This is a genomic window from Streptococcus sanguinis (assembly GCF_013343115.1).
In the GTDB taxonomy this organism is placed as follows: Bacteria; Bacillota; Bacilli; order Lactobacillales; family Streptococcaceae; genus Streptococcus; species Streptococcus sanguinis_H.
On the sequence record NZ_CP054570.1, the window covers coordinates 2,028,298 to 2,047,973 of the forward strand.

A 19,676-nucleotide genomic window follows, 5' to 3' on the forward strand; every position below is an offset into this window, starting at 1 on the left:
TCATTGTTTCATCCCCACATCTTTTATTTTACAATTTCCGATAATTTAACTTTACGATCTTCAAACATAGACTGAGTACATGCATCTGCTGTTGCAATAGCCTCCAGAGCTGCTTCTCCTGTCAATAATTTTTTGAATTCTTCTGTTACCGGTGCTCCCTGCATGATTTCATGAAGGTAACGCATTTCCTTGTCAATAACAGATGATAACCACAATGGAGTACGTTTACCAGGTTTTCCGTAAGCAATCGCTCCATCCATTTCGGTACTATGGTAAATACGAGTACGATCATCATCTTCTTCCTGTGACTCATGGATTAGGAAGTAACTTTCTTGACCATCTAATTTGAGAGTTCCTTTACAGTTGAACAAGTCCAGGCGAATCGCACCTTTTGTCCCTTGAATCAAGACATAGTGTTCACCCCAGCGATAAGCAGAACCCCATTCAAGCAAAGCAAAACGCTTGTTTGAAAATTCCATATTGACAAAAATCATGTCATCTTCATCACCAAAGTTTTCTCCCTCATGAGCTACATTGCCACCAGTCATTGTAACAGTTTCAGGCATCCCACCCATAAGAAATTGAACACAGTCTAATTCATGGATATGGTGATATAAGTGACCACCAGATTTTTCGCGGATTTTCTTCCAAGATACTGATGGTTGTTGCTCCTCCCATCCATTACGAGCTGTATGACAATACAGAACATCCCCAATCACACCTTGATTGATTAATTCTTTGGCATGATGAACACCATTAAAGAAGTTCATGATATGCCCCGCCATAAAGGTCACATTATTTTCTTTACAAGCATCTACCATTTCGCGACAATCCTCATAGGAAAGAGCAATTGGTTTTTCACAAAAAACATTTTTTCCATGCTGAGCTGCTTTGATAACCGGCTCTTTATGAAGATTATTTGGAGAAGCTACAATAACACAGTCAACTTCATCGCTAGCCACTAATTCATCTATCGAAGCTGCAACTTTCGCTCCTAACTCTTCAGCTACTGCTTCCGCGTTTTCTGGATCATAAACAATCGTAATCTCTGCACCATCATTTTTTTGCATATAACGAGCCAATTCAGCTCCAAAATATCCTGTTCCTACGACGCCATATTTAACCATTTTTATTCTCCTGTTGTTTAATACAATATCCTATTTTTAAATATTGTTTCGAAATGTCTATTTTACAGATCCTTCTGAAAGACCACTTGCAATCTTATTTTGAATGATTGAGAAGAAGATGATAGAAGGCAATACAACAATCACAGATGCCGCCATCATATCTCCCCAGTCTAGCACCTCTGATCCATTCAATGAACGAAGTGCTACTGCAACGGTCATTTTACTTGTATCGTTAATCAGTATCAATGCATATAAGAATTCATTCCACGCATTAATAAAGGTATAAATCGCTGTTGCAACAATTCCCGGAGCAACGATTGGTAATACCACTTTATAAAAAGTAACAAATTTATTTGCTCCATCAATACGGGCTGCCTCTTCAATCCCAATTGGAACCGTTTGGAAGAAGCCAACCAGCAGCCATACCGCATAAGGTACACTAAATGACAAATAAATGATGATAAGGCCAATGATGCTATTTCCCAAACCTGCTTTTGCAATTGCAATAGAATAAGGTATTGCTAGCAAAATAGGTGGGAAAATATAAGTTGTTACCAAAAGCCGTGACATTATTGCTCCTAGTTTAGGGAAGAAACGAACAATACCATAAGCAGCCATGGAAGAAATAATCGTTGCAATAACTGTTGTGGACAAAGAAATTACTAAACTATTTCGGATATTATCAACGAAATGCAAATCATCAATAACATGTGTAAAGTAGTCTAGCGTAAAAGTCTGAGGCCAGAAGCGAGTTGGGAATTGTGTCAACTCCCCTTTTCCTTTAATCGAAGATATAATAATCCATACAAGCGGGAAGATTGCAACAATTGTTGCAATTATCAAAACTAAATGAGCTCCGATATCTAAGTAGAAATTTGATTTTTTCTTCATTATTTTCTACCCTCCTTTTCCCATTTACTAATTACAGAGAAGTAAATGAAGCAAACTGTCAATAGGAAGATAAAGAGCAATACTGTGACTGCTGAAGCTCGTCCTAATAACTTCGTTCCCCAACCTAAGTTGTAAGCGAAAATCGGCAAGGTCATAGTCGCATTAGACGGACCACCACCAGTAATGAGGTAGATAATATCAAAATTGTTAAAGATCCAAACCGTTCTCAGTACAACTAGCAATCCTACAACGACCTTAATATGCGGAAAAGTAATATGTCTGAACACTTGCCAACTTGTCGCACCATCAATTTTAGCTGCCTCAAACTGCTCCTGAGGAACTGTTTGAAGTGCAGATAAAACATTAACCATAATCATTGGAGCTCCAAACCAGATATTGATAAACACCAAGCAAATAAAGGCCCACGTGCTATCAGTCAGAAAAGCTGGAGCATGCTCCATTAAACCAAGCTTAACAATGATATTTGGCAGATACCCATAGACACCATTTAGAATCCATTGCCATGAAAAAGCAATAACAATTGTAGGAAAGGCCCACGGTACGATTAACAACGTCCGATAAAGTTTTTTAAATCGTCGCACTCTATGCAAAGCAAGAGCCAGAATAAATCCGATGATAACTTGTCCAGCTAAGGAAAGGACAGTCCATTTTATTGAATTAAAAAATGCACTAAAAAAGTTAGGGTCTGACAATACTGCTTTATAATTATCCAAACCAACAAAACGATAGTTGGGCATAATTAAATTCTTATTGGTAAAGCTATAAAAGATGCTTGAAAAAAATGGATAAACAAAGAGTAATCCTACGATAATCACCGCTGGCAGTACAAATATCCAACGCGTCAAATTACGATCTCTGACCATCTCTTACCCCTTTCTTTAAAATAAGAGGCTATAGCGCTACTGCACCATAGCCCTAATAATCTAGGTATTATTTCACATCAACTGCAACCGTTTCAAATAAATCGTTTAATTGCTTTTCAGCATCTTTTGCTGCAGCCATAGGGTCTTTCCCATTTGTGATAATATCTTGGAACATTTGTTCAATAATGTGTTGGTTTGTCAACATACCAGCCTCAACACTTGGGCCGTTTTCATAACCAATAGCAGTACCTTTTTGAACAGCCTCGTTGATTACTTGTTCAGCATGTTGGAATTTTTGGCGTGTTTCATTTTCCTTATAAGCTGGTAAATCAGAAATACCGCTAATCGTTGGCAACATACCAACTGGAGTAGAATCTAAGAAACCAACATAGTTGTCTTGTTCATACAGATATTCTAAAAATGCTTTTGCAACTTCTGGATGTTTAGAATTTTTCCATACAACCATTGGAACATTTGAAGTTTCAATCCCTTGATCTTTATCGGATGCTTTGACCTTCGGAATAGGATAAGCATCAATTGATTCTAATAATTGTGGACTGTTCGCTTCAACCCCTCCAATGTGGAAACCTGAGTTAAAGTCAAAGGCTGTCTTGCCTTGGTAGAATAGGGTAGCTTGTTGTAATACATTATAATTGAGTGAATCTTTAGGAGAAACATCCTTGTACATTTTCACCCAGTATTTGATTCCTTCTTGAGCCAAATCGCTAGTTAAATCAACCTTCTTATCCTTTGTTAACAGGCTTCCTCCTGCACTACGAACATAGAAATTCAGGAAACGAGTAGCCATAAAGTCATTCGTACCAAGCGGCACTGACATACCATAAACTCCATCAGCTGTTAATTTCTTGGATGCTTCATAAAGTTCATCCCAAGTTTTAGGTACTTCAATATTGTGTTGTTTTAATAAATCTGTTCGTACCCACATCACTTGCGCATGGGAATAAAGAGGAACAGAATAGTAATCACTGCCAATTTTTGCTTCATTCAGAGCTGTTTTATTGAAACGATCTTTTCCAATTTTGTCAATTGTATCATTCAATGGAACAATAGCATCTGAGTTAATCATTTCCATTACTTGGTTCGGCAAAGCTGTACTGACATCAGGTACGTTTCCGTTAGCAAGGCCTGTTGTCCATTTGGTGTAAAAGTCATTCCAAGAAAAAGTTTCAATTTTAATCTTAACTTTTGGATGCTTCTTCATAAATTCATCTGCAGATTTCTGGATACTTTCTAAACGAGGTCCCTGTGTAAATGAGTGCCACATAACGATTTCCCCAGATAATTCACCTGAATCATTTCCTTTACTATTTTCCCCACTTGGAGAACAACCACTGATTATCAGTGCAACAAGTCCTGTTAGAAGAACGAATAAAAATTTCTTTAGATTTTTCATAGTTTACCTCTTTCTATTTAAGAAATAGCTACTTTAAATACTACTTTTTTTAAGGGTAGATCATTTACACGAACTTTGGGCTGATGCAAATCCTCAGGGAATGTTATTAAACATTCTCCAGATTTCAAGTGAATAAGCTGCTCCACTTTTCCTTCATATAACTCAATATCCTTTTCCTTATTATAAGGTTGACTAACTGTTGTGCTTTTAACAGAAGAAACTGCCATGTCTTCTGTATTTTCTAACACCAGATGGATATCAAGATATTTCCTATGAGTTTCAAAGAAATCTCCTGGTTGACCATCTGCTACATAACTAAAACAATTGCCAAATAATTTATCACCTTCAATATCTATCTTCCCTTCTGGAAGACTTCCCAAATCAACTGTTTTTAAAAAATTTATTAATCTTTCAAAATATGGATTTACTCCTACATAAGTTGATAGATTATTAATTTCCGTTACAATCATAATTAAAATTTCCTTATAAAATTTTATTTAATACGTGAACCGTTCTCTAATTCAAAGAAGTGTGCTTTTGCAATATTGAATACCAAGTTTATTTTCTGTCCTGCTTCATGGTAATTATGAGCAGCAACACGTGCAGAAAATTCCTGAACTCCTACTTTACAATAAAGGATAGAATCGCTTCCTAAAAGTTCAGAAACTATAATCTCTGCTTCAACAACAGAATCTGGGAAAGCATCAGCAGCTATCAACTCAGCTGAGATATCCTCTGGTCGAATACCCAGTATCACTTTCTTTCCTTGATAGCCTTTTTCTTCTAGGATTTTACGCTGACCGTCTGGGAGTCCAACAGCAAAGCCTTGTCCATCTGTAAGCTGATTACCCTCTAAGTTCACTTCAAAGAAATTCATGGCTGGACTGCCGATAAAACCTGCCACAAATTTATTAGCTGGTTCGTTATAAAGTTCCTGCGGCGTACCGATTTGCTCGATTCGACCAATAGTACCTGTTCCTGCTTCATTCTTAGTAGCTGACATGATAACGATGCGGTCAGCCAAGGTCATGGCCTCGGTCTGGTCGTGGGTTACATAGATAGTCGTCGCTCCGATACGGCGGTGAATTTTTGCGATTTCTGCCCGCATGGACACGCGCAGTTTAGCATCCAAGTTAGATAAAGGCTCATCCATGAGGAAGACTTTGGCATCACGGACAATCGCCCGCCCCATAGCTACCCGCTGACGCTGACCGCCAGACAAGTCGGCCGGTTTACGATCCAGCAGCTCTTTCAGCCCAAGGATTTCCGCCGCTTCCTGAACTCTTTTGTCAATATCAGCCTTGTCGTACTTGCGAAGCTTGAGTCCGAATGCCATATTGTCATAAACAGTCATGTGAGGATAAAGAGCGTAATTTTGGAAAACCATGGCGATATCCCGATCTTTAGGAGCAATGTCATTGACAAGATTTTGATCAATATAGAGCTCCCCTTCTGTGATATCCTCAAGTCCTGCAATCATCCGCAAGGTTGTTGATTTCCCGCAACCAGAAGGGCCTACAAAAACGATAAACTCCTTATCCTTAATATCCAAATCAAAATTTTCAACAGAGTAAAAATCACTATTAGGATATTTTTTATATAGTTTATTTAGTGTTAAGGTTGTCATTCATCTACCTCACTTATTTTAATCCTGCAACAAAGCGCTCTGTAATTTCTTTAGGGCGAGTAATGGCTCCGCCGACAACGATGCCTCTTACACCCAAATCATGTATCTGCTTGGCTTGACTTGGATAATGAATCTTTCCTTCAGCGATGACATCAAAGCCTGCTTGGCACAAGCGGCGGATGAGCTCAATGTCCGGTCCGTCAACCTTGGGACTGTAGGAAGTGTAGCCCGACAAGGTGGTGCCGACAAAGTCTACACCAGCTTCTACAGCAGCAGCAGCTTCCTCATAGGTACTGATATCTGCCATCAATAGCTGATGAGGATACTTGGCCTTGACCTGCTTGATGAAATCCGCAACTGTCAAGCCATCATGGCGCTCTCGCTTGGTACAGTCCAGAGCAATGACTTCAATATCCAGAGCAGCCAACTCATCCACTTCCCGCATGGTAGCCGTGATAAAAGGTTCTTGTGGCGGATAGTCGCGTTTGATAATTCCGATGATAGGCAGAGAAGTTACTTCCTTGATCTCCCGAATATCGCGAACGCTATTAGCTCGAATACCTACAGCACCGCCCTGCTCAGCTGCCTTGACCAAGAGAGGAATGACTCCTCCAGCTTCCGTATAAAGCGGCTCCTGCGGCAAGGCTTGACAAGAAACAATGATGCCGTCTTTAATCTTGGCTATCAAGTCATCTTTTAAAATCTGTGACATGAATATACAATCTCCTTTCGTAAGACATCGGTCTAATCAGATAGTCTAACAACTACCTAGGACCTCAGGTGGAGCAGAGAAGAAGGCCGCAAACAAATATTTTTACTTCCTTATCCTAGACTCCATTTTTTAACTCGAGTATTTCATAATGTTATTATAAATAATTTTTAAAGCGCTTTCAATATTGTTTGAGATTTAGATTTTAGTTTCCGAATTTTCCAGAAAAACAGAAATTCCTGAAAGTACTTTCAGGATTCCGTTTTGTAGAAAAGTCAATGAAAGAGCAAGCAAACTTCTAAAAAGATTCTCATTTCTATGCTCCCTCAGGCAAGTAAAAAGGGCTAGGCCTTTGCCTAGCCCCAAAGGGGGGACGAATATTATCTCTCGGATTTAAAGTCCGAAACGAGAGAAAGTCTTTTTATTTTGGTTCCGCAGAGCCAGTTAAAGACAGTATCGCTGACACGTACATTCATAGCCTCATGCCCATATTCAGGCAGGAGATGATACTCCTTTTCTCCAGCCAAACGGTTATAAATGGCAAACTGCGTGATAGGATAGCAAACATCATCCTCCAGGCCAATAATCATCTGCACTGGACAGCTAATACGATGGGCCAGATTTTTCACGTCAATATAAGCAAGTGTCTGCAACAACTGCTCTTCTGTCTCATGAAAAGGATCATGGAATTTGAAATAACGAAAGAGCTCATCATAGGCTTCACTGGTATTGCCAATCTCCAAAACCCGTCTAAAGTCCGCAAGGAAGGGATAGATGGCTACAGTCTGCTTGATCCGAGAGTTTAAAGCAGCTGCCACTAGGGCCAAGGCTCCGCCCTGTGAACCGCCAAAACTAGACAAACGGTTTTCATCCACGAAGTCCAAACCAGCCACTAGCTCGACCAAGGTGTAAACATCCAGATAGACATCCTTGAAAAAGAGCTGATCCGGTCCATCCAGAGCCCCGCGGATAATATGTCCTTTAACAGTATTGCCACGGACTTCTCTATTACCATCCAGTGAATATCCTGACTGACCACGCACATCCATCGACACCACACCCCAGCTCGCTGCCGTATAGGCCAGCATATCAGCCCAATCCCAGCCCTGCCCCATATAACCATGGAAATGAAACAATACCGGAACTTTTTCTGATAACTTAGGCACAACTAGCTTAGCATAGATTTGCCCACCGTTTCCAGACTTGAAGGTTAGCTCATAGCAAGTCGCATATGCAATTTGAAAATCTTTTTCCAGCAACTGGTAGTCCTGAGGCACTTCCACCTCTGCCACTTGTTTATCCCAAAAGGTATCAAAATCGTCGGGCATTTCATCTCTTCCGCGATAATGTAACATTTCTTTAAGTAAAGTAGGGTTTTTCATGTCTTATCCTCCCAACGATTCTTGAGACCTCTTTCATCATACCATATAAAGAGGAAGTTTTCAATAGGTTAATATATAGATTTTCTGTTTTTCTGAAATTTGTCGGGCCCACTACCTAAGAACCTATATGAAGCAGGAGCAGTAAATAGAACAAACTAAATCCTATGTTTAGGCCAGCTCCGTTAAGATAGGGGCGTCCGATTCTCAGCTTTTCTACCAGTAAGATAGTCAACAGACTGAGAGGTAAAGGGGTCAGCAGCCCCAGATAAGCAGGCAATATTGTCTGACCGGTAACTATTAGCAGTGAGTAAATGAGCCAGCCTAGTCCGGTCAGAGCGATAGCTGTCCGCCAGGTTATATCTAGAAAGAGCACTGCTTCATTGATAAGCTCGCTGTCTTCGTCTGAGCAGACCTGTCCACCGCTTCGTTTATAAGCCTTTTTGCTGATGATTCCAACGTAGTAAAAGGCCACATGTGCCACTGGCGACAGGGCAAATCCAATTCCTAACAGTGCTATTGACAGATAAGCCCACAAGCCCTTATTTGTCAAACCAAAGAGAGCATAAAGCGAGACTAACATAAGAGGGATTGAGAAGTTAGCCACCAGAGCGCCCAGACGCAGCCGACCGACAGAGCCAGACAGCATCAGCATAGCCAGATTCTTATTGCTAATCCGACTCTGCTCCGTAAAGGAAGCATAGCTTTCCTTGTCTACCTCAAAGCCAACCAGCAAAGACCACTCAACAGCCCAGCCCATAAAGATAAAAAAATCACATTGCTCTCCTTTTTTCTATTGTCCCCCTATCTTAGCACAAAAGCTCACTCAATCACAAGTAGTCAGAAGGTTTACGAGTTTTTACCATAACAAGCTCCTTTCGTTAAGAGACCTAAAACTCATGTCGCTCCGCTCCTCAGCATCCATGTCTCTAAGCTTGGCTTCGACCAATGGTCTTGCCTCGCTAAGACACATAGAAAAATCCCCTACCAAAGGGTAGGGGATGACCGACAGACTGTCTTATTTTTTATTGAGGAAGCTACTCGCTTATTTGCGGCGTCCTGGGCGTTCCTTGTAGCCATAGTAAGCGTCTTCGATGATTTCCTGCATGTGGTCAACCATTGGAAGGCGTGGGTTGGCTGGAGAACATTGGTCTTCGTAGGCAAGGAAGGCCAATTCACGTGAATGTTCTTTCCATTCTTTTTCGTCAATACCTTGAGCCTTGAAGTTCATTTCGATACCGACACGTTCTCCCAGTTCATAAACAGCTTTCGCAAATGATTCCACACCTTCTTCTGGAGTAGAAGCTGGAAGTCCAAGCATGCGTGCGATGTCTTGGTATTTCTCATCCGCACGGTAGTAGTTGTACTTAGGCCATGTCGCTGTCTTAGCTGGACGTGTACCGTTATAGCGGATTACGTATGGCAGCAAGATCGCATTGGTACGACCGTGGATCGTATGGAACTGAGCACCAATCTTATGGGCCATAGAGTGGGAAATTCCCAGGAAGGCATTGGCAAAGGCCATACCAGCGATAGTAGAGGCATTGTGCATCTTTTCGCGAGAGTGGAAGTCAGCATTCTTAACAGAGCTTTCCAGATTTTCAAAGACGAGTTTGATCGCTTGGAGAGCCAAACCATCTGTAAAGTCGCTGGCCATCTGAGATACATAAGCTTCTGTGGCGTGAGTCAGAACGTCCATACCAGTGTCTGCTGCAACAAATCCTGGAACAGTCAGTACCAGAGCTGGGTCTACGATGGCTACAGTTGGAGTCAGAGAGTAGTCAGCGATTGGGTACTTACGGTTGTTAGCCTTGTCAGAGATAACGGCAAACGGTGTTACTTCTGAACCTGTACCAGATGTTGTAGGGATTGCGATAAACTTAGTCTTCTTGCCAAGCAATGGGAATTTGAAGGCACGTTTACGGATATCCATGAATTTTTGCACAAGATCACGGAAGTCCACTTCTGGTTGCTCATAGAAGAGCCACATGACTTTAGCTGCGTCCATTGGTGAACCACCACCAAGTGCGATAATTGTATCAGGTTTGAAGGTACGCATAATCTCTGTACCACGTTCAACTGTTGTGATATCTGGATCTGGCTCTACGTCTGCAAAGATTTGGTAAACAACCTTATTACGACGAAGATCGAGTTGTTCGATGATACGATCTAGGAAACCAAGCTCTACCATAGCATGGTCTGTAACGATCATGACACGTTCCACATCACGACATTTTTGCAGGTATTGGATAGAGTCACGCTCGAAGTAAGTTTTTGAAGGGAGTTTCATCCATTGCATATTATTTCTACGTCTTCCTACTTTTTTGATGTTCAAGAGATTCACAGCACTAACGTTATCACCAACTGAGTTGCGGCCATAAGATCCACAGCCCAAAGTCAGTGATGGCAGGAAGGCATTATAAACATCCCCGATACCGCCGAAAGTAGAAGGTGAGTTACAAATAACACGGATAGCACGAACAGCCTTACCAAATTCCTTAGTCAATTCTTCGTCCGCTGTATGGATAGCAGCTGAGTGGCCAAGACCATGAAATTCTACCATTTGACGGGCTTTTTCAACACCGTCTTCACGGGATTCAGACTTGAGAACAGCAATGACAGGTGACAGTTTTTCACGTGTCAATGGCTCTTTTTCACCAACTTCTTTACACTCTGCGGCCAAGATATTCGTGTCTTCTGGCACGCTGAAGCCTGCCTGCTCTGCAATCCAAGTAGCTGGCTTACCAACGATATCCGGATTGAGCTTAGCACCAGCACAGTTCTTGCTATTTGCCTTAGCACCGAAGCAGAATTCTTCCAACAGAGCTTTTTCTTTCTTATTTACAAAGTAAGTATGATAAGATTTGAACTCTTCTACAAATTCATCATAAACTTCCTTGTCAATGATAACAGCTTGCTCAGAAGCACAAACCATACCATTGTCAAAGGACTTAGACATAACGATATCGTGCGCTGCTTGACGGATATTAGCGGATTTTTCCACATAAGCTGGTACGTTTCCGGCACCTACCCCAAGGGCTGGTTTTCCGCATGAATAGGCAGCCTTCACCATTGCATTACCACCGGTCGCAAGGATAGTCGCAATCCCTTCGTGGTTCATAAGGGCAGAAGTTGCTTCCATAGATGGTTGTGTAATCCATTGCACACAGTTCTCAGGCGCACCTGCTGCAATCGCTGCATCACGAACGATTTGCGCTGCATGGGCAGATGATTCTTGAGCTGATGGGTGGAAAGCAAAGATAATCGGATTACGTGTTTTTAAGGAAATCAAAGCCTTAAAAATAGCTGTTGAAGTTGGGTTAGTTGTTGGAGTAATTCCGCAGACAACACCCACAGGCTCCGCAATCAAGGTCAAACCAGTCACATCATCTTCCTGAATAACACCGACAGTTTTCGTGTGGCGCATATTATTCACAACGTGCTCACAGGCGAAAAGGTTTTTAGTTGCCTTATCTTCAAAAACTCCACGGCCCGTTTCTTCATAAGCATGCAGAGCCAACTCACCATGGGCATCCAAAGCTGCTACAGAAGCCTTGGCTACAATGTAATCCACCTGTTCCTGATTCAGCTTTCTCATTTCCTCCAGTGCAACCAGACCTTTTTGCACCAATTCATCGACATGCTTTTGCGCTGCCAAAGCCTTGTCTTCTTGTTCTACCGTTTTCTTCTTTTCAGCCATTCTATTCCTCCAATGGTTTTGCCTTAGGTTAGACGAAGAACTCTAACCTTTGTTAAATATTTCACAATTCAATTATAACCCATTTAATGATTTTTGTAAACACTTTCACTTAACATTCACAAACTTTTCTCTATTAATTTGTGAAATAAATAACAAATTCGCCTATTTTACAGTCTATAATTTTAGTTATTGTGAAAAAATTTTTTACATTTTAAAGATTTCACATACTTTTACTTTCACATAATATATGAAAACGCTTTCTTTATTTAAATATAAAAAGCTCGGACGAACCGAGCTGATCTTTACTTTATAAACTTATAAAAGATGAACCTTAATTCCCATTTTTAATAATCTCAATCGTCATCATAAACACGTTCACCATGTATTTTGATATATTCTTCGCGTTTTCTATCCAACTCTTCCCAGATGGGATCGTCAATAGCATCAATCGTCTGAATTTCTTCCAGGCTCATCTCATTTGCTTCATCAAAGGTTAGAGATAAGATATCTTGGTGCTTTTCCTTGAATTCCTCGACTGTTAGCCATGTTTTCTTATCATCTTCACTGATTTGTCCATCAATAGCAATTGCAATTTCAAGCGCCATAATATACATAGCACGCTTATCAACTGTTAAAACATCCAAATAATTAGAAGCGATTCTTAGATATTTTCCCTTTTCTCTACCGTCGCTTTCATAACTTCCCTCATAATCCAAATCAATATTTTCATATTTTTGGGAATTTATTGCACTGCCACCTTTAACCTTGGCATCTTTCCAACGAGAGCCACTTGCTCCCCACTTATCTAAACGCAAAGATAAATAAAAGTCATTTTGCAACATCTCATCATCCCCGACATTTGAGAAACTTATTTTTTGACCATTTCTTTCTTTAAACCACATTTTCCATGCAAGTTCTCTGTAGCCAAATGACACTTTTCTAGTATAATCACCTTTTATATATAATCTCATACACTTCACCTAATTTCCGTAATAGTCTCGGTATCCTTTCCAGATTCTTTCTACAATTTCACTTTTTACACTTTTATCTAGGTTTTTAATCTTTTTAGTTTTATTCACCCAATCCAATATATCTGTTTTGCTGGATATACTATTAACATCTATAGATTCGTTAAGTGAATACCCCGACTTCCCACTTCCAGATTGAACCTGGAAAACTCCATCACCATTCGAACCACTCGTTGGCTCCCAATCTACACGAAGCTTCACTTTTCGATTTCCTACTCGGGCTTCAATTTGTTTACCACCTCTGCCAGAAATGGTCTTACTCGTCGGTTTATTTGCCTGCCAGCTGTTATAGTTACTAGCTGCACTGAGGGTAACTCCTAAATTCGCTGTATCAATTTCATAAAGAGTTCTAGCAACTGACAAAGTCCCATCTACAACTAGGCCTTCTGCAGTAATATACCCTGCTTCTACAGCAGCTGCTGCTACTAGCGCCGAGCCACCTCCAGTTAGTGGAGCCCACTCCAAAGCAAAAGCTGCTCCTAGAGAAGTACCAGCATAAATACCAAGACCAGCTAAAATTTCTACTACTCCCTTAGCCAAGTCAACAGAATTAGCTTCAAAATTTTCTTGAATAAGTTCTTGGTATTTTTCATTGACCATTCTCGTATAAGCACTATCATACTTTCCATTTTTTAGTACAGAAAAGTTATCATCTTTTTGATAATGACGATCCTTATAAGCTCTAAAATCAAAAATATCAATTATATTGCCTTCATTGTCAATCTTTAGAGTATGATTATAATCATCAACAATCTTATCCCATTCTGAACGCGGTTTCCCCTTTAACTTTTCCTTGAGTTGACTACGATAATAGGCATCCCCTTCATCCGATAGCATCATATTCCGAGAAGCTTCTTGAATCAATCGTTCTTTAGGCTCTAGATATTTTTTCTTCGAAATAGTCTGAATCTTCTGAGCCTTCATCTTAGTAGACCAACTCATATCTATGCCATCAGTAGAGTAATTACCCTCACTGTCTACCAATACCTGACTAAGCTGCGTCGCTCCTTGGATAGCTAAACCCAAAACCTGCAGACTATCTGTGAAATACTGGGACACCTGATCCACAAACCATTCCAGTTTGTCTATTTTTTCTTGAATTTCTCGAATACCGATATTTAGTTGAGTTTCAACTTCCATTAAAGCAGATGTCTGAGATAAAAGGTCTCCCAACTTACCTGTCAGCAGAGCTCCTGCATTACGGAAAAAATCTTGATTATCTGCAATCTGCTTTTCTACTTTTGCCAGTTGCTCATTTTTTATTTTCAGCTGTTCCTTCAGTAGATCCAAGTCCAATTCGCCATATCCAGCCACCTCGGAATCAGCACTTTTATAGGAAGCAAGCTCTCCCTGAATATCATCAATAGCCTCTTGCAACTTCTTGATGGCAGGGATGATTACCTCAGTAAATAAGCCTTTTCCTGCTGTATAAGCCGCTCCCTGCAACTCACCCGAATCCAAAGAGGCAATCAGATGGTCGCAGCCACTAGATAGACGATCGGTCACCTGATTGGCTACTTGAAGGTTGCTGGTCATCGCTTGGATAAGCTGGGCTGAATCTGCTGCACTATATTTTACTCCCACGGCAGACTATTCCTTTCTTTGGTCAGTTTGTCTCGCTCTTCTTCCATAGTCTTTCTTGTTTGACGACTGAGCTTTCCAAGTTCATCCATCTGAACATCCACATAGTTCTTAACCTGTCGGTTAAGATACTGATTTTCTGATAAATCACGACTGAGGGCAGCAGAGCTTTGAGGGTGTTCATAAAGTAGATGTTCCATTCGGGTCGTCAAGTATTGGAAATCCGTCGCAAAATTCGCCAGGGAAATCTCGTATTGACGTTTCATCGTCATAAATTCGTCTTCTTTTTGGTCAACTTTGAGAATTTTTTCGTAAAGTGCCTGACGTTCTTTTTCGCTTTTATCAGCCTTCATCTCAACTCTCCCAGCGCTTGGCTTCCTCTATATCGCGTTTTTCAATTTTTGCAGCAATTTCTGGAAATTTATTGGCCTGAGTCAGAACAGCTGAGCTGAAGTCACTGACAGCCTGCAGCATTTGATTGCAGGCCTGACGGCCAGCTTCCATACCAGCAATCCCTGTTGTATAGGAAAATTCGACTTGTTGATTTTGTGCATTGCTAGTATCAACTCCAACGAGCTCACTGATAGCAGAGCCAGCTGAAATGGCGCTTGATTTAATTTGTCCCATTGTTGCTTCTCCTTTTGGAATTTATGGTTTCACATTGCCAGAATTTGCTTCATCTATGGCTTGCTTAATGGTATTGGCATAGAGAGTCCCCCCCTCAATCATAGACTCTGAGTTTGAGCCAAAGTGGACATAGTCTGTCCCTTCCCAAATCTGCGGATTTTCGATAGCAGTTTGATGCCAGTCAGCTACAAAGACATAGTCGTACTTTTTGGCTAATTCCAGCTCATACTCCCGCTGCTGGGCCAAGACTCCGCCCTCTGAGCGACCGTCATAAGGAGTCACGAGGATCAGTTGATGCCCCTTAGGCAGGCTGGAAACATATTCATCCAAAAGCTCATTCGAATAACCAGACGAATTGGTCCCGAGAGCCAGGACAACCTGCTTCTTCAGCACTCTATTAGCAATATCTGTCTTGTAGACCTCTAAGCCTGTGCTCAGACTGCGGCTAACGACAGTATCTAGCTCGATTCCTGGTAAGATCTGCTGCAATTGTTCGCTTGAGCGTAGGGCAACGGAGTCACCAATCATGGTAATCCCGTCCGCCACATTGTACTCAGTCGCCTTGGACTGATCAACCTGACTCCGAGTTGTCTGTATCTTAGTGTCTGCTTGATTCAGAGCATTGACAATCAAACTTTCCTCAAAAGCTCCGACCTTTGGTGCTGTCACCGAAATAAAGAACATAATCAAAGTCAGCGGAATCATGCTGTAAAAGATTGGTCTTGTAAGAGACGATAAATCCATCTTGGTTCCCATGATAACTGGCTGACGACCAGCAAGAGTTGGCTCCAAGATATAGAAAGACAAGGCTGCAAAAGTAATAGATAACAGCGTAGTCAAGAGAACAGCCAAGCCGTTACTCATCAGCTGGGTAAAGATTATATAGAATGGCCAGTGGAAGAGATAAACACCATAGCTGGTATCCGCGATAAAGTTGATAAGGCTAGGCTCCTTCACATCAGGGAGCTTGTCATGCAACATCCTAGCAGCCAAAATCATCAGACAAGCCAAGATAGTTGAAATCAATAACCCTACCAGGTAAGTCCAAAGATTGTCAAACTTGAGCAGGAAGCTGAGCAAAAGCAAAATAGCTGCGCTGCCCCCCATAATCCCTAGTACTTGCTTAAGAGTCAGCTTCTCCTCCAACATCTTAAAGCGACTGCTGACATGGCCGACACCAGACAAGGTAGCCAGAATGCTTCCTGCAAAGAAAGGAAAGACGTGGGTCAAACTTGAGAAATAAATGTCAGAATAATTCTTAGTGGTCAAAGCGCCAGCAAACATTGATACAAAGCTGAGCAAAAAGAGACCCGCAGAAACCAGCGCAATCATGCCACGATAGCGGGCCGTTGACTTGGCAACCTTGCCCAAGCCCCAAGCAGCCAAGCCCCAAAGAACATAATAGTGCACTTCTAAAGCCAGACTCCAAGTGTGGATCAGGATGTGCGGTACAAACTGACTCTCATAACTGCCGCCTGAGAGCATTTCATAAAAGTTTGTCACAAAGCCCAAGGCAGCTGCAATCTGTGTCCCAATCCCAGCCACAAAATCCTTACGAATCAAGAGAGTAAAGGGCATAACGACCAAAATCATAAAGACCAGAGGCGGTACAATCCGATAAAAACGTCGTTTGAAAAAGCCTTGGATATCGATTTCTTTCTTCTTGGCAAACTCGTCAATAAGCAGAGATGTAATCAAGAATCCAGAAAAGGTAAAGAAGATATCCACGCCAATAAAACCGCCAGGGAAAACGCCCTGGAAGTAATGATAAAGCAGAACTAGAAGCAGCCCCGTGATTCTGACGAGCGAAAACCATTTAATGCGCATTTTGATAAATTCCTTGTTTAAACGTTCCTTCATAAACGACATTGCCTTCTGTCGTTAGTTTTCCTTGTCCATCGGCCTGGCCCTTGCTGAAGTCCCCTTCATATTTCCAGCCAGCCTGCGAGGTAAAAGTTCCTTTGCCGTCAAAAATGCCATTGCGAAATTGACCGCTATAACTGTCCCCATTTTGAAAAGTCATAGTCCCCTGACCGTTCATCTTCCCGCGAACCAAGGTCCCGTCATACTTGATCTTCCCCTGATCCAGCGTTAAAACGCCCTTACCAGGAATCCCCGAGGTAAAAACCAGAATAGCTGACAGTACAATGACCGTTACAGCCAAAAGTTCTAAATTCTGCCGGGTCAGATAGACCTTGTATTTAGCGTAAAATTCTTTTACTGTATCCATATTCCTATCCATCCAAACGCTCTAGCCACTTCTTGCAGCCAGCCAAGACCAAATCATAGGTTTGGTCAAAATCTCCTGTGTACCAAGGATCTGGCACACTTTCTTCCTCAAACTGATAAATTTTATGCTGAAAATCCTCAGGCGCCATCCGCTTCAAATCTCGGACATTGCTTTCATCCATACCGATGATGTAGTCAAAATCCGCAAAATCCTCTGCCGAAATTTGCTGAGAAGTCTTGTTCCTATCATAAGCAATGGCATATTTCTTAAAAATAGCCTGTGTTCCCTGATGAATGGGATTGCCGTGCTCCCAGCTTGAGGTTGCCCGGCTCTCGATTTTCAGTTGGTCTGTTAAACTCTTCATGACAAACTCTGCCATCGGACTGCGGCAGATATTGCCCAAACATACAAATACAATTTTCTTCATAGAATACCTCGCTATCTATTATAACAAAATAATGGCAAAAACTAGCCCTGAATCGTTTACAGTTTCCTGATTCTCGTTGAAAACTGGCAAGCCCTGCCCCTCTCATGCCTGAAAATAGCAAAAAACCACCGTTTGGTGGCTTTTTGTAGGGAGATTATTTTTTAAAAAGAAAAAAGTTTTAGGAGTTAAGTTAATTTCTTAACTTGGTTATAGTATAATATCCATTCCTTAAAACTTCCTTAAAATAACTTAAACATTTTACTCTTAGCTTATACCTATTTATCAGGATAGTGATATTCCAGCTGGGGCCAGCGTTTCTGCCAATTCTTCTTAGCCAAGCGCTCAGCATAGACACGCTGGCGCTCCTTATTTTCAAGAAAATGAGGAGTCGGTCTAACCTGAAAGTTTAAGATATCCTCCAAACCATAGGGAGCAAAAAGTTCCAGTTTGTCATTTTCCAGTAAGCGCAGGCCAATAGCCGTACAGCGCTCAGGATACTTACTCATGGCTTCGCGAGCATTTTTATAAGGCGCCGTTCCAGGACTATGGCGGTGCATATAGGCTTGATTTCTCAGCTCCCATCGATACTGTGGCCAGTCTGCCTTGATCTTGGCTTCCAGCTCTATCATCTCTGCCTCAGCATAACTCGGATCAAAGAAAATGACATCTACATCCGTATCAGAGTCAAAACCTAGTCGCTCTGACAATAGATTCCAGATAAAATTCCTCACACAACCAGCCGCTAGCCAAGAATCCTTGAGCTCCAGACTGCGAATAATTTCCAAAATCGCTCGGATGTCTGGATCTTGACCTAGTCGGTCTAAAATCTCCTTTTCTGTCATCATTCCTTCATATACTCATATCCTAGATGCTCATAGGCTTTACGGGTAGCTACGCGCCCAGTCCGTGTCCGCATGACAAAGCCTTTCTGAATTAGGTAAGGCTCATACATGTCCTCCACTGTTTCACGCTCCTCAGCAATATTGACCGAGAGGGTTCCAAGCCCTACCGGACCGCCACCGTAAACCTCAATCATAGTCTTCAAAATCTTCTGGTCCACATAGTCCAGCCCCTCTTGATCCACATCCAGCATGGAGAGAGCTTGGTCGGTTATCTTATCATCAATCAGGCCATTGCCCATAATCTGCGCGTAGTCCCGGACCCGCTTGAGCAAACGGTTGGCAATCCGCGGCGTGCCTCGGCTACGCAGAGCCAGCTCCTTCGCAGCCTCGTGGGTAATAGCCATCTCAAAAATCTCTGCCGTCCGCTCAACGATTTCAGTCAGGTCGCCAGCTTCATAATACTCCATGTGACCGGTAATCCCAAAGCGAGCCCGCAGAGGATTGGACAGCATGCCTGCCCGAGTAGTCGCCCCAATCAGAGTAAAAGGCGGCAAATCCAGATGGACGCTGCGACTGGTCTCACCCGAGCCAATCATAATGTCGATGTAAAAGTCTTCCATAGCGCTGTAAAGCACTTCCTCTACTGCCATTGGCAAGCGGTGAATCTCATCTATAAAGAGGACATCACCCGGCTCAAGGTCATTTAAGATCGCAACTAAATCACCAGATTTCTCAATCACCGGACCTGAAGTCTGCTTGAGATTTACGCCTAGTTCATTGGCAATGACAAAGGCCATGGTCGTCTTCCCCAGACCTGGAGGGCCAAAAAGAAGGGTGTGGTCGAGCGCCTCATCCCTCAGCTTGGCCGCTTCAATAAAAATCTTCAGCTGGTTCTTGACCTTGTCCTGGCCGATATACTCCTGTAAATACTGGGGACGCAAGGTGCGCTCCACCAATTCCTCATCACCCATTAATTCATTGTCTAAAATTCTACTCATAGAACTATTATAGCAGAAAATAAGGCAGAGGAAGCAAATCTAATCAACGTCTGAACACAAAAAAAGACCACCGGATTGGGTGGCCTTTATGGGAGATTATTATGAAAAAGTTTAGGATTTCTATCAAATAAAGTTAGGAGGTCTTCATTTGATACTCATAGTATACTGCCCCTAACTTAAAGAAACCTTAACTTTGTATAACGTATCCTTTA

Annotated in this window: 18 protein-coding genes and 2 pseudogenes; all 20 read right to left on the reverse strand. The window is 41.8% G+C overall.

All coding sequences use genetic code 11. From position 1 onward, the window contains the following. Positions 1-23 precede the first annotated feature (23 nt). Positions 24-1,127 carry a Gfo/Idh/MocA family protein gene (locus FOC72_RS09805; RefSeq protein ID WP_002894435.1) on the reverse strand — a complete coding sequence of 368 codons (1,104 nt, stop codon included), beginning with the start codon at positions 1,125-1,127 and terminating at the stop codon, positions 24-26. 57 nt (positions 1,128-1,184) lie between these two features. Continuing rightward, on the reverse strand, positions 1,185-2,018 hold the full coding sequence (locus FOC72_RS09810; RefSeq protein ID WP_002894434.1) for a carbohydrate ABC transporter permease: 834 nt from the start codon (positions 2,016-2,018) through the stop codon (positions 1,185-1,187). Next, positions 2,018-2,902 (reverse strand): carbohydrate ABC transporter permease, encoded by an 885-nt coding sequence (locus FOC72_RS09815; protein WP_002894433.1) that lies wholly within the window; start codon positions 2,900-2,902, stop codon positions 2,018-2,020. The genes FOC72_RS09810 and FOC72_RS09815 overlap by 1 nt, the downstream gene beginning before the upstream one ends. A gap of 67 nt (positions 2,903-2,969) precedes the next feature. Then, positions 2,970-4,316 (reverse strand): ABC transporter substrate-binding protein, encoded by a 1,347-nt coding sequence (locus FOC72_RS09820; RefSeq protein ID WP_002894432.1) that lies wholly within the window; start codon positions 4,314-4,316, stop codon positions 2,970-2,972. Positions 4,317-4,333: 17 nt separating this feature from the next. Beyond that, a complete protein-coding gene (locus FOC72_RS09825) occupies positions 4,334-4,786 on the reverse strand; it encodes a YhcH/YjgK/YiaL family protein (protein ID WP_002894431.1) in 453 nt (150 codons plus the stop codon). Between the two features lie 23 nt (positions 4,787-4,809). Then, positions 4,810-5,943, reverse strand: a complete 1,134-nt coding sequence (locus FOC72_RS09830) for an ABC transporter ATP-binding protein (RefSeq protein WP_002894430.1) — start codon at positions 5,941-5,943, stop codon at positions 4,810-4,812. Positions 5,944-5,956: 13 nt separating this feature from the next. After that, on the reverse strand, positions 5,957-6,655 hold the full coding sequence (locus FOC72_RS09835; RefSeq protein ID WP_002894429.1) for an N-acetylmannosamine-6-phosphate 2-epimerase: 699 nt from the start codon (positions 6,653-6,655) through the stop codon (positions 5,957-5,959). Between the two features lie 377 nt (positions 6,656-7,032). Next, on the reverse strand, positions 7,033-8,034 hold the full coding sequence (locus tag FOC72_RS09840; protein WP_002894427.1) for an acetylxylan esterase: 1,002 nt from the start codon (positions 8,032-8,034) through the stop codon (positions 7,033-7,035). Between the two features lie 115 nt (positions 8,035-8,149). Then, positions 8,150-8,808, reverse strand: a pseudogene (locus tag FOC72_RS09845) (beta-carotene 15,15'-monooxygenase). Positions 8,809-8,890: 82 nt separating this feature from the next. Then, positions 8,891-8,995 (reverse strand): annotated as a pseudogene (locus FOC72_RS11685) (shikimate dehydrogenase); the annotation flags it as partial. Positions 8,996-9,076: 81 nt separating this feature from the next. Beyond that, positions 9,077-11,731, reverse strand: a complete 2,655-nt coding sequence (adhE, locus tag FOC72_RS09850; protein ID WP_002894424.1) for a bifunctional acetaldehyde-CoA/alcohol dehydrogenase — start codon at positions 11,729-11,731, stop codon at positions 9,077-9,079. A 353-nt stretch (positions 11,732-12,084) separates the two neighbouring features. Then, positions 12,085-12,702, reverse strand: a complete 618-nt coding sequence (locus FOC72_RS09855) for a hypothetical protein (RefSeq protein ID WP_002894422.1) — start codon at positions 12,700-12,702, stop codon at positions 12,085-12,087. Between the two features lie 9 nt (positions 12,703-12,711). Continuing rightward, positions 12,712-14,343: an LXG domain-containing protein gene (locus FOC72_RS09860; protein WP_002894420.1), complete on the reverse strand. Its 1,632-nt coding sequence runs from the start codon at positions 14,341-14,343 to the stop codon at positions 12,712-12,714. Beyond that, positions 14,334-14,693, reverse strand: coding sequence for a hypothetical protein (locus tag FOC72_RS09865; protein ID WP_002894419.1), 360 nt, complete (start codon positions 14,691-14,693; stop codon positions 14,334-14,336). The genes FOC72_RS09860 and FOC72_RS09865 overlap by 10 nt, the downstream gene beginning before the upstream one ends. 1 nt (position 14,694) lies before the next feature. Next, positions 14,695-14,967: a hypothetical protein gene (locus tag FOC72_RS09870; RefSeq protein WP_002894417.1), complete on the reverse strand. Its 273-nt coding sequence runs from the start codon at positions 14,965-14,967 to the stop codon at positions 14,695-14,697. 21 nt (positions 14,968-14,988) lie between these two features. Next, entirely contained in the window at positions 14,989-16,794 is a 1,806-nt protein-coding gene (locus FOC72_RS09875; protein WP_032914043.1) for an acyltransferase family protein, read from the reverse strand. Continuing rightward, entirely contained in the window at positions 16,784-17,209 is a 426-nt protein-coding gene (locus tag FOC72_RS09880) for an MORN repeat-containing protein (RefSeq protein ID WP_002894413.1), read from the reverse strand. Before FOC72_RS09880 ends, FOC72_RS09875 begins: the two co-directional genes overlap by 11 nt. Next, a complete protein-coding gene (locus FOC72_RS09885) occupies positions 17,202-17,624 on the reverse strand; it encodes a low molecular weight protein-tyrosine-phosphatase (RefSeq protein ID WP_002894410.1) in 423 nt (140 codons plus the stop codon). Before FOC72_RS09885 ends, FOC72_RS09880 begins: the two co-directional genes overlap by 8 nt. 275 nt (positions 17,625-17,899) lie before the next feature. Beyond that, complete coding sequence (locus tag FOC72_RS09890) at positions 17,900-18,469, reverse strand: nucleotidyltransferase family protein (protein ID WP_002894408.1); 570 nt, start codon at positions 18,467-18,469, stop codon at positions 17,900-17,902. Next, positions 18,466-19,464 (reverse strand): Holliday junction branch migration DNA helicase RuvB, encoded by a 999-nt coding sequence (gene ruvB / locus FOC72_RS09895; RefSeq protein WP_002894405.1) that lies wholly within the window; start codon positions 19,462-19,464, stop codon positions 18,466-18,468. Before ruvB ends, FOC72_RS09890 begins: the two co-directional genes overlap by 4 nt. Positions 19,465-19,676: the final 212 nt, after the last annotated feature.

Coding starts and splice junctions, on each gene's coding strand:
- FOC72_RS09805 (WP_002894435.1), bottom strand. CDS start 1,127: ATGGTTAAATATGGCGTCGTAGGAACAGGATATTTTGGAGCTGAATTG.
- FOC72_RS09810 (WP_002894434.1), bottom strand. CDS start 2,018: ATGAAGAAAAAATCAAATTTCTACTTAGATATCGGAGCTCATTTAGTT.
- FOC72_RS09815 (WP_002894433.1), bottom strand. CDS start 2,902: ATGGTCAGAGATCGTAATTTGACGCGTTGGATATTTGTACTGCCAGCG.
- FOC72_RS09820 (WP_002894432.1), bottom strand. CDS start 4,316: ATGAAAAATCTAAAGAAATTTTTATTCGTTCTTCTAACAGGACTTGTT.
- FOC72_RS09825 (WP_002894431.1), bottom strand. CDS start 4,786: ATGATTGTAACGGAAATTAATAATCTATCAACTTATGTAGGAGTAAAT.
- FOC72_RS09830 (WP_002894430.1), bottom strand. CDS start 5,943: ATGACAACCTTAACACTAAATAAACTATATAAAAAATATCCTAATAGT.
- FOC72_RS09835 (WP_002894429.1), bottom strand. CDS start 6,655: ATGTCACAGATTTTAAAAGATGACTTGATAGCCAAGATTAAAGACGGC.
- FOC72_RS09840 (WP_002894427.1), bottom strand. CDS start 8,034: ATGAAAAACCCTACTTTACTTAAAGAAATGTTACATTATCGCGGAAGA.
- adhE (WP_002894424.1), bottom strand. CDS start 11,731: ATGGCTGAAAAGAAGAAAACGGTAGAACAAGAAGACAAGGCTTTGGCA.
- FOC72_RS09855 (WP_002894422.1), bottom strand. CDS start 12,702: ATGAGATTATATATAAAAGGTGATTATACTAGAAAAGTGTCATTTGGC.
- FOC72_RS09865 (WP_002894419.1), bottom strand. CDS start 14,693: ATGAAGGCTGATAAAAGCGAAAAAGAACGTCAGGCACTTTACGAAAAA.
- FOC72_RS09870 (WP_002894417.1), bottom strand. CDS start 14,967: ATGGGACAAATTAAATCAAGCGCCATTTCAGCTGGCTCTGCTATCAGT.
- FOC72_RS09875 (WP_032914043.1), bottom strand. CDS start 16,794: ATGCGCATTAAATGGTTTTCGCTCGTCAGAATCACGGGGCTGCTTCTA.
- FOC72_RS09880 (WP_002894413.1), bottom strand. CDS start 17,209: ATGGATAGGAATATGGATACAGTAAAAGAATTTTACGCTAAATACAAG.
- FOC72_RS09885 (WP_002894410.1), bottom strand. CDS start 17,624: ATGAAGAAAATTGTATTTGTATGTTTGGGCAATATCTGCCGCAGTCCG.
- FOC72_RS09890 (WP_002894408.1), bottom strand. CDS start 18,469: ATGATGACAGAAAAGGAGATTTTAGACCGACTAGGTCAAGATCCAGAC.
- ruvB (WP_002894405.1), bottom strand. CDS start 19,464: ATGAGTAGAATTTTAGACAATGAATTAATGGGTGATGAGGAATTGGTG.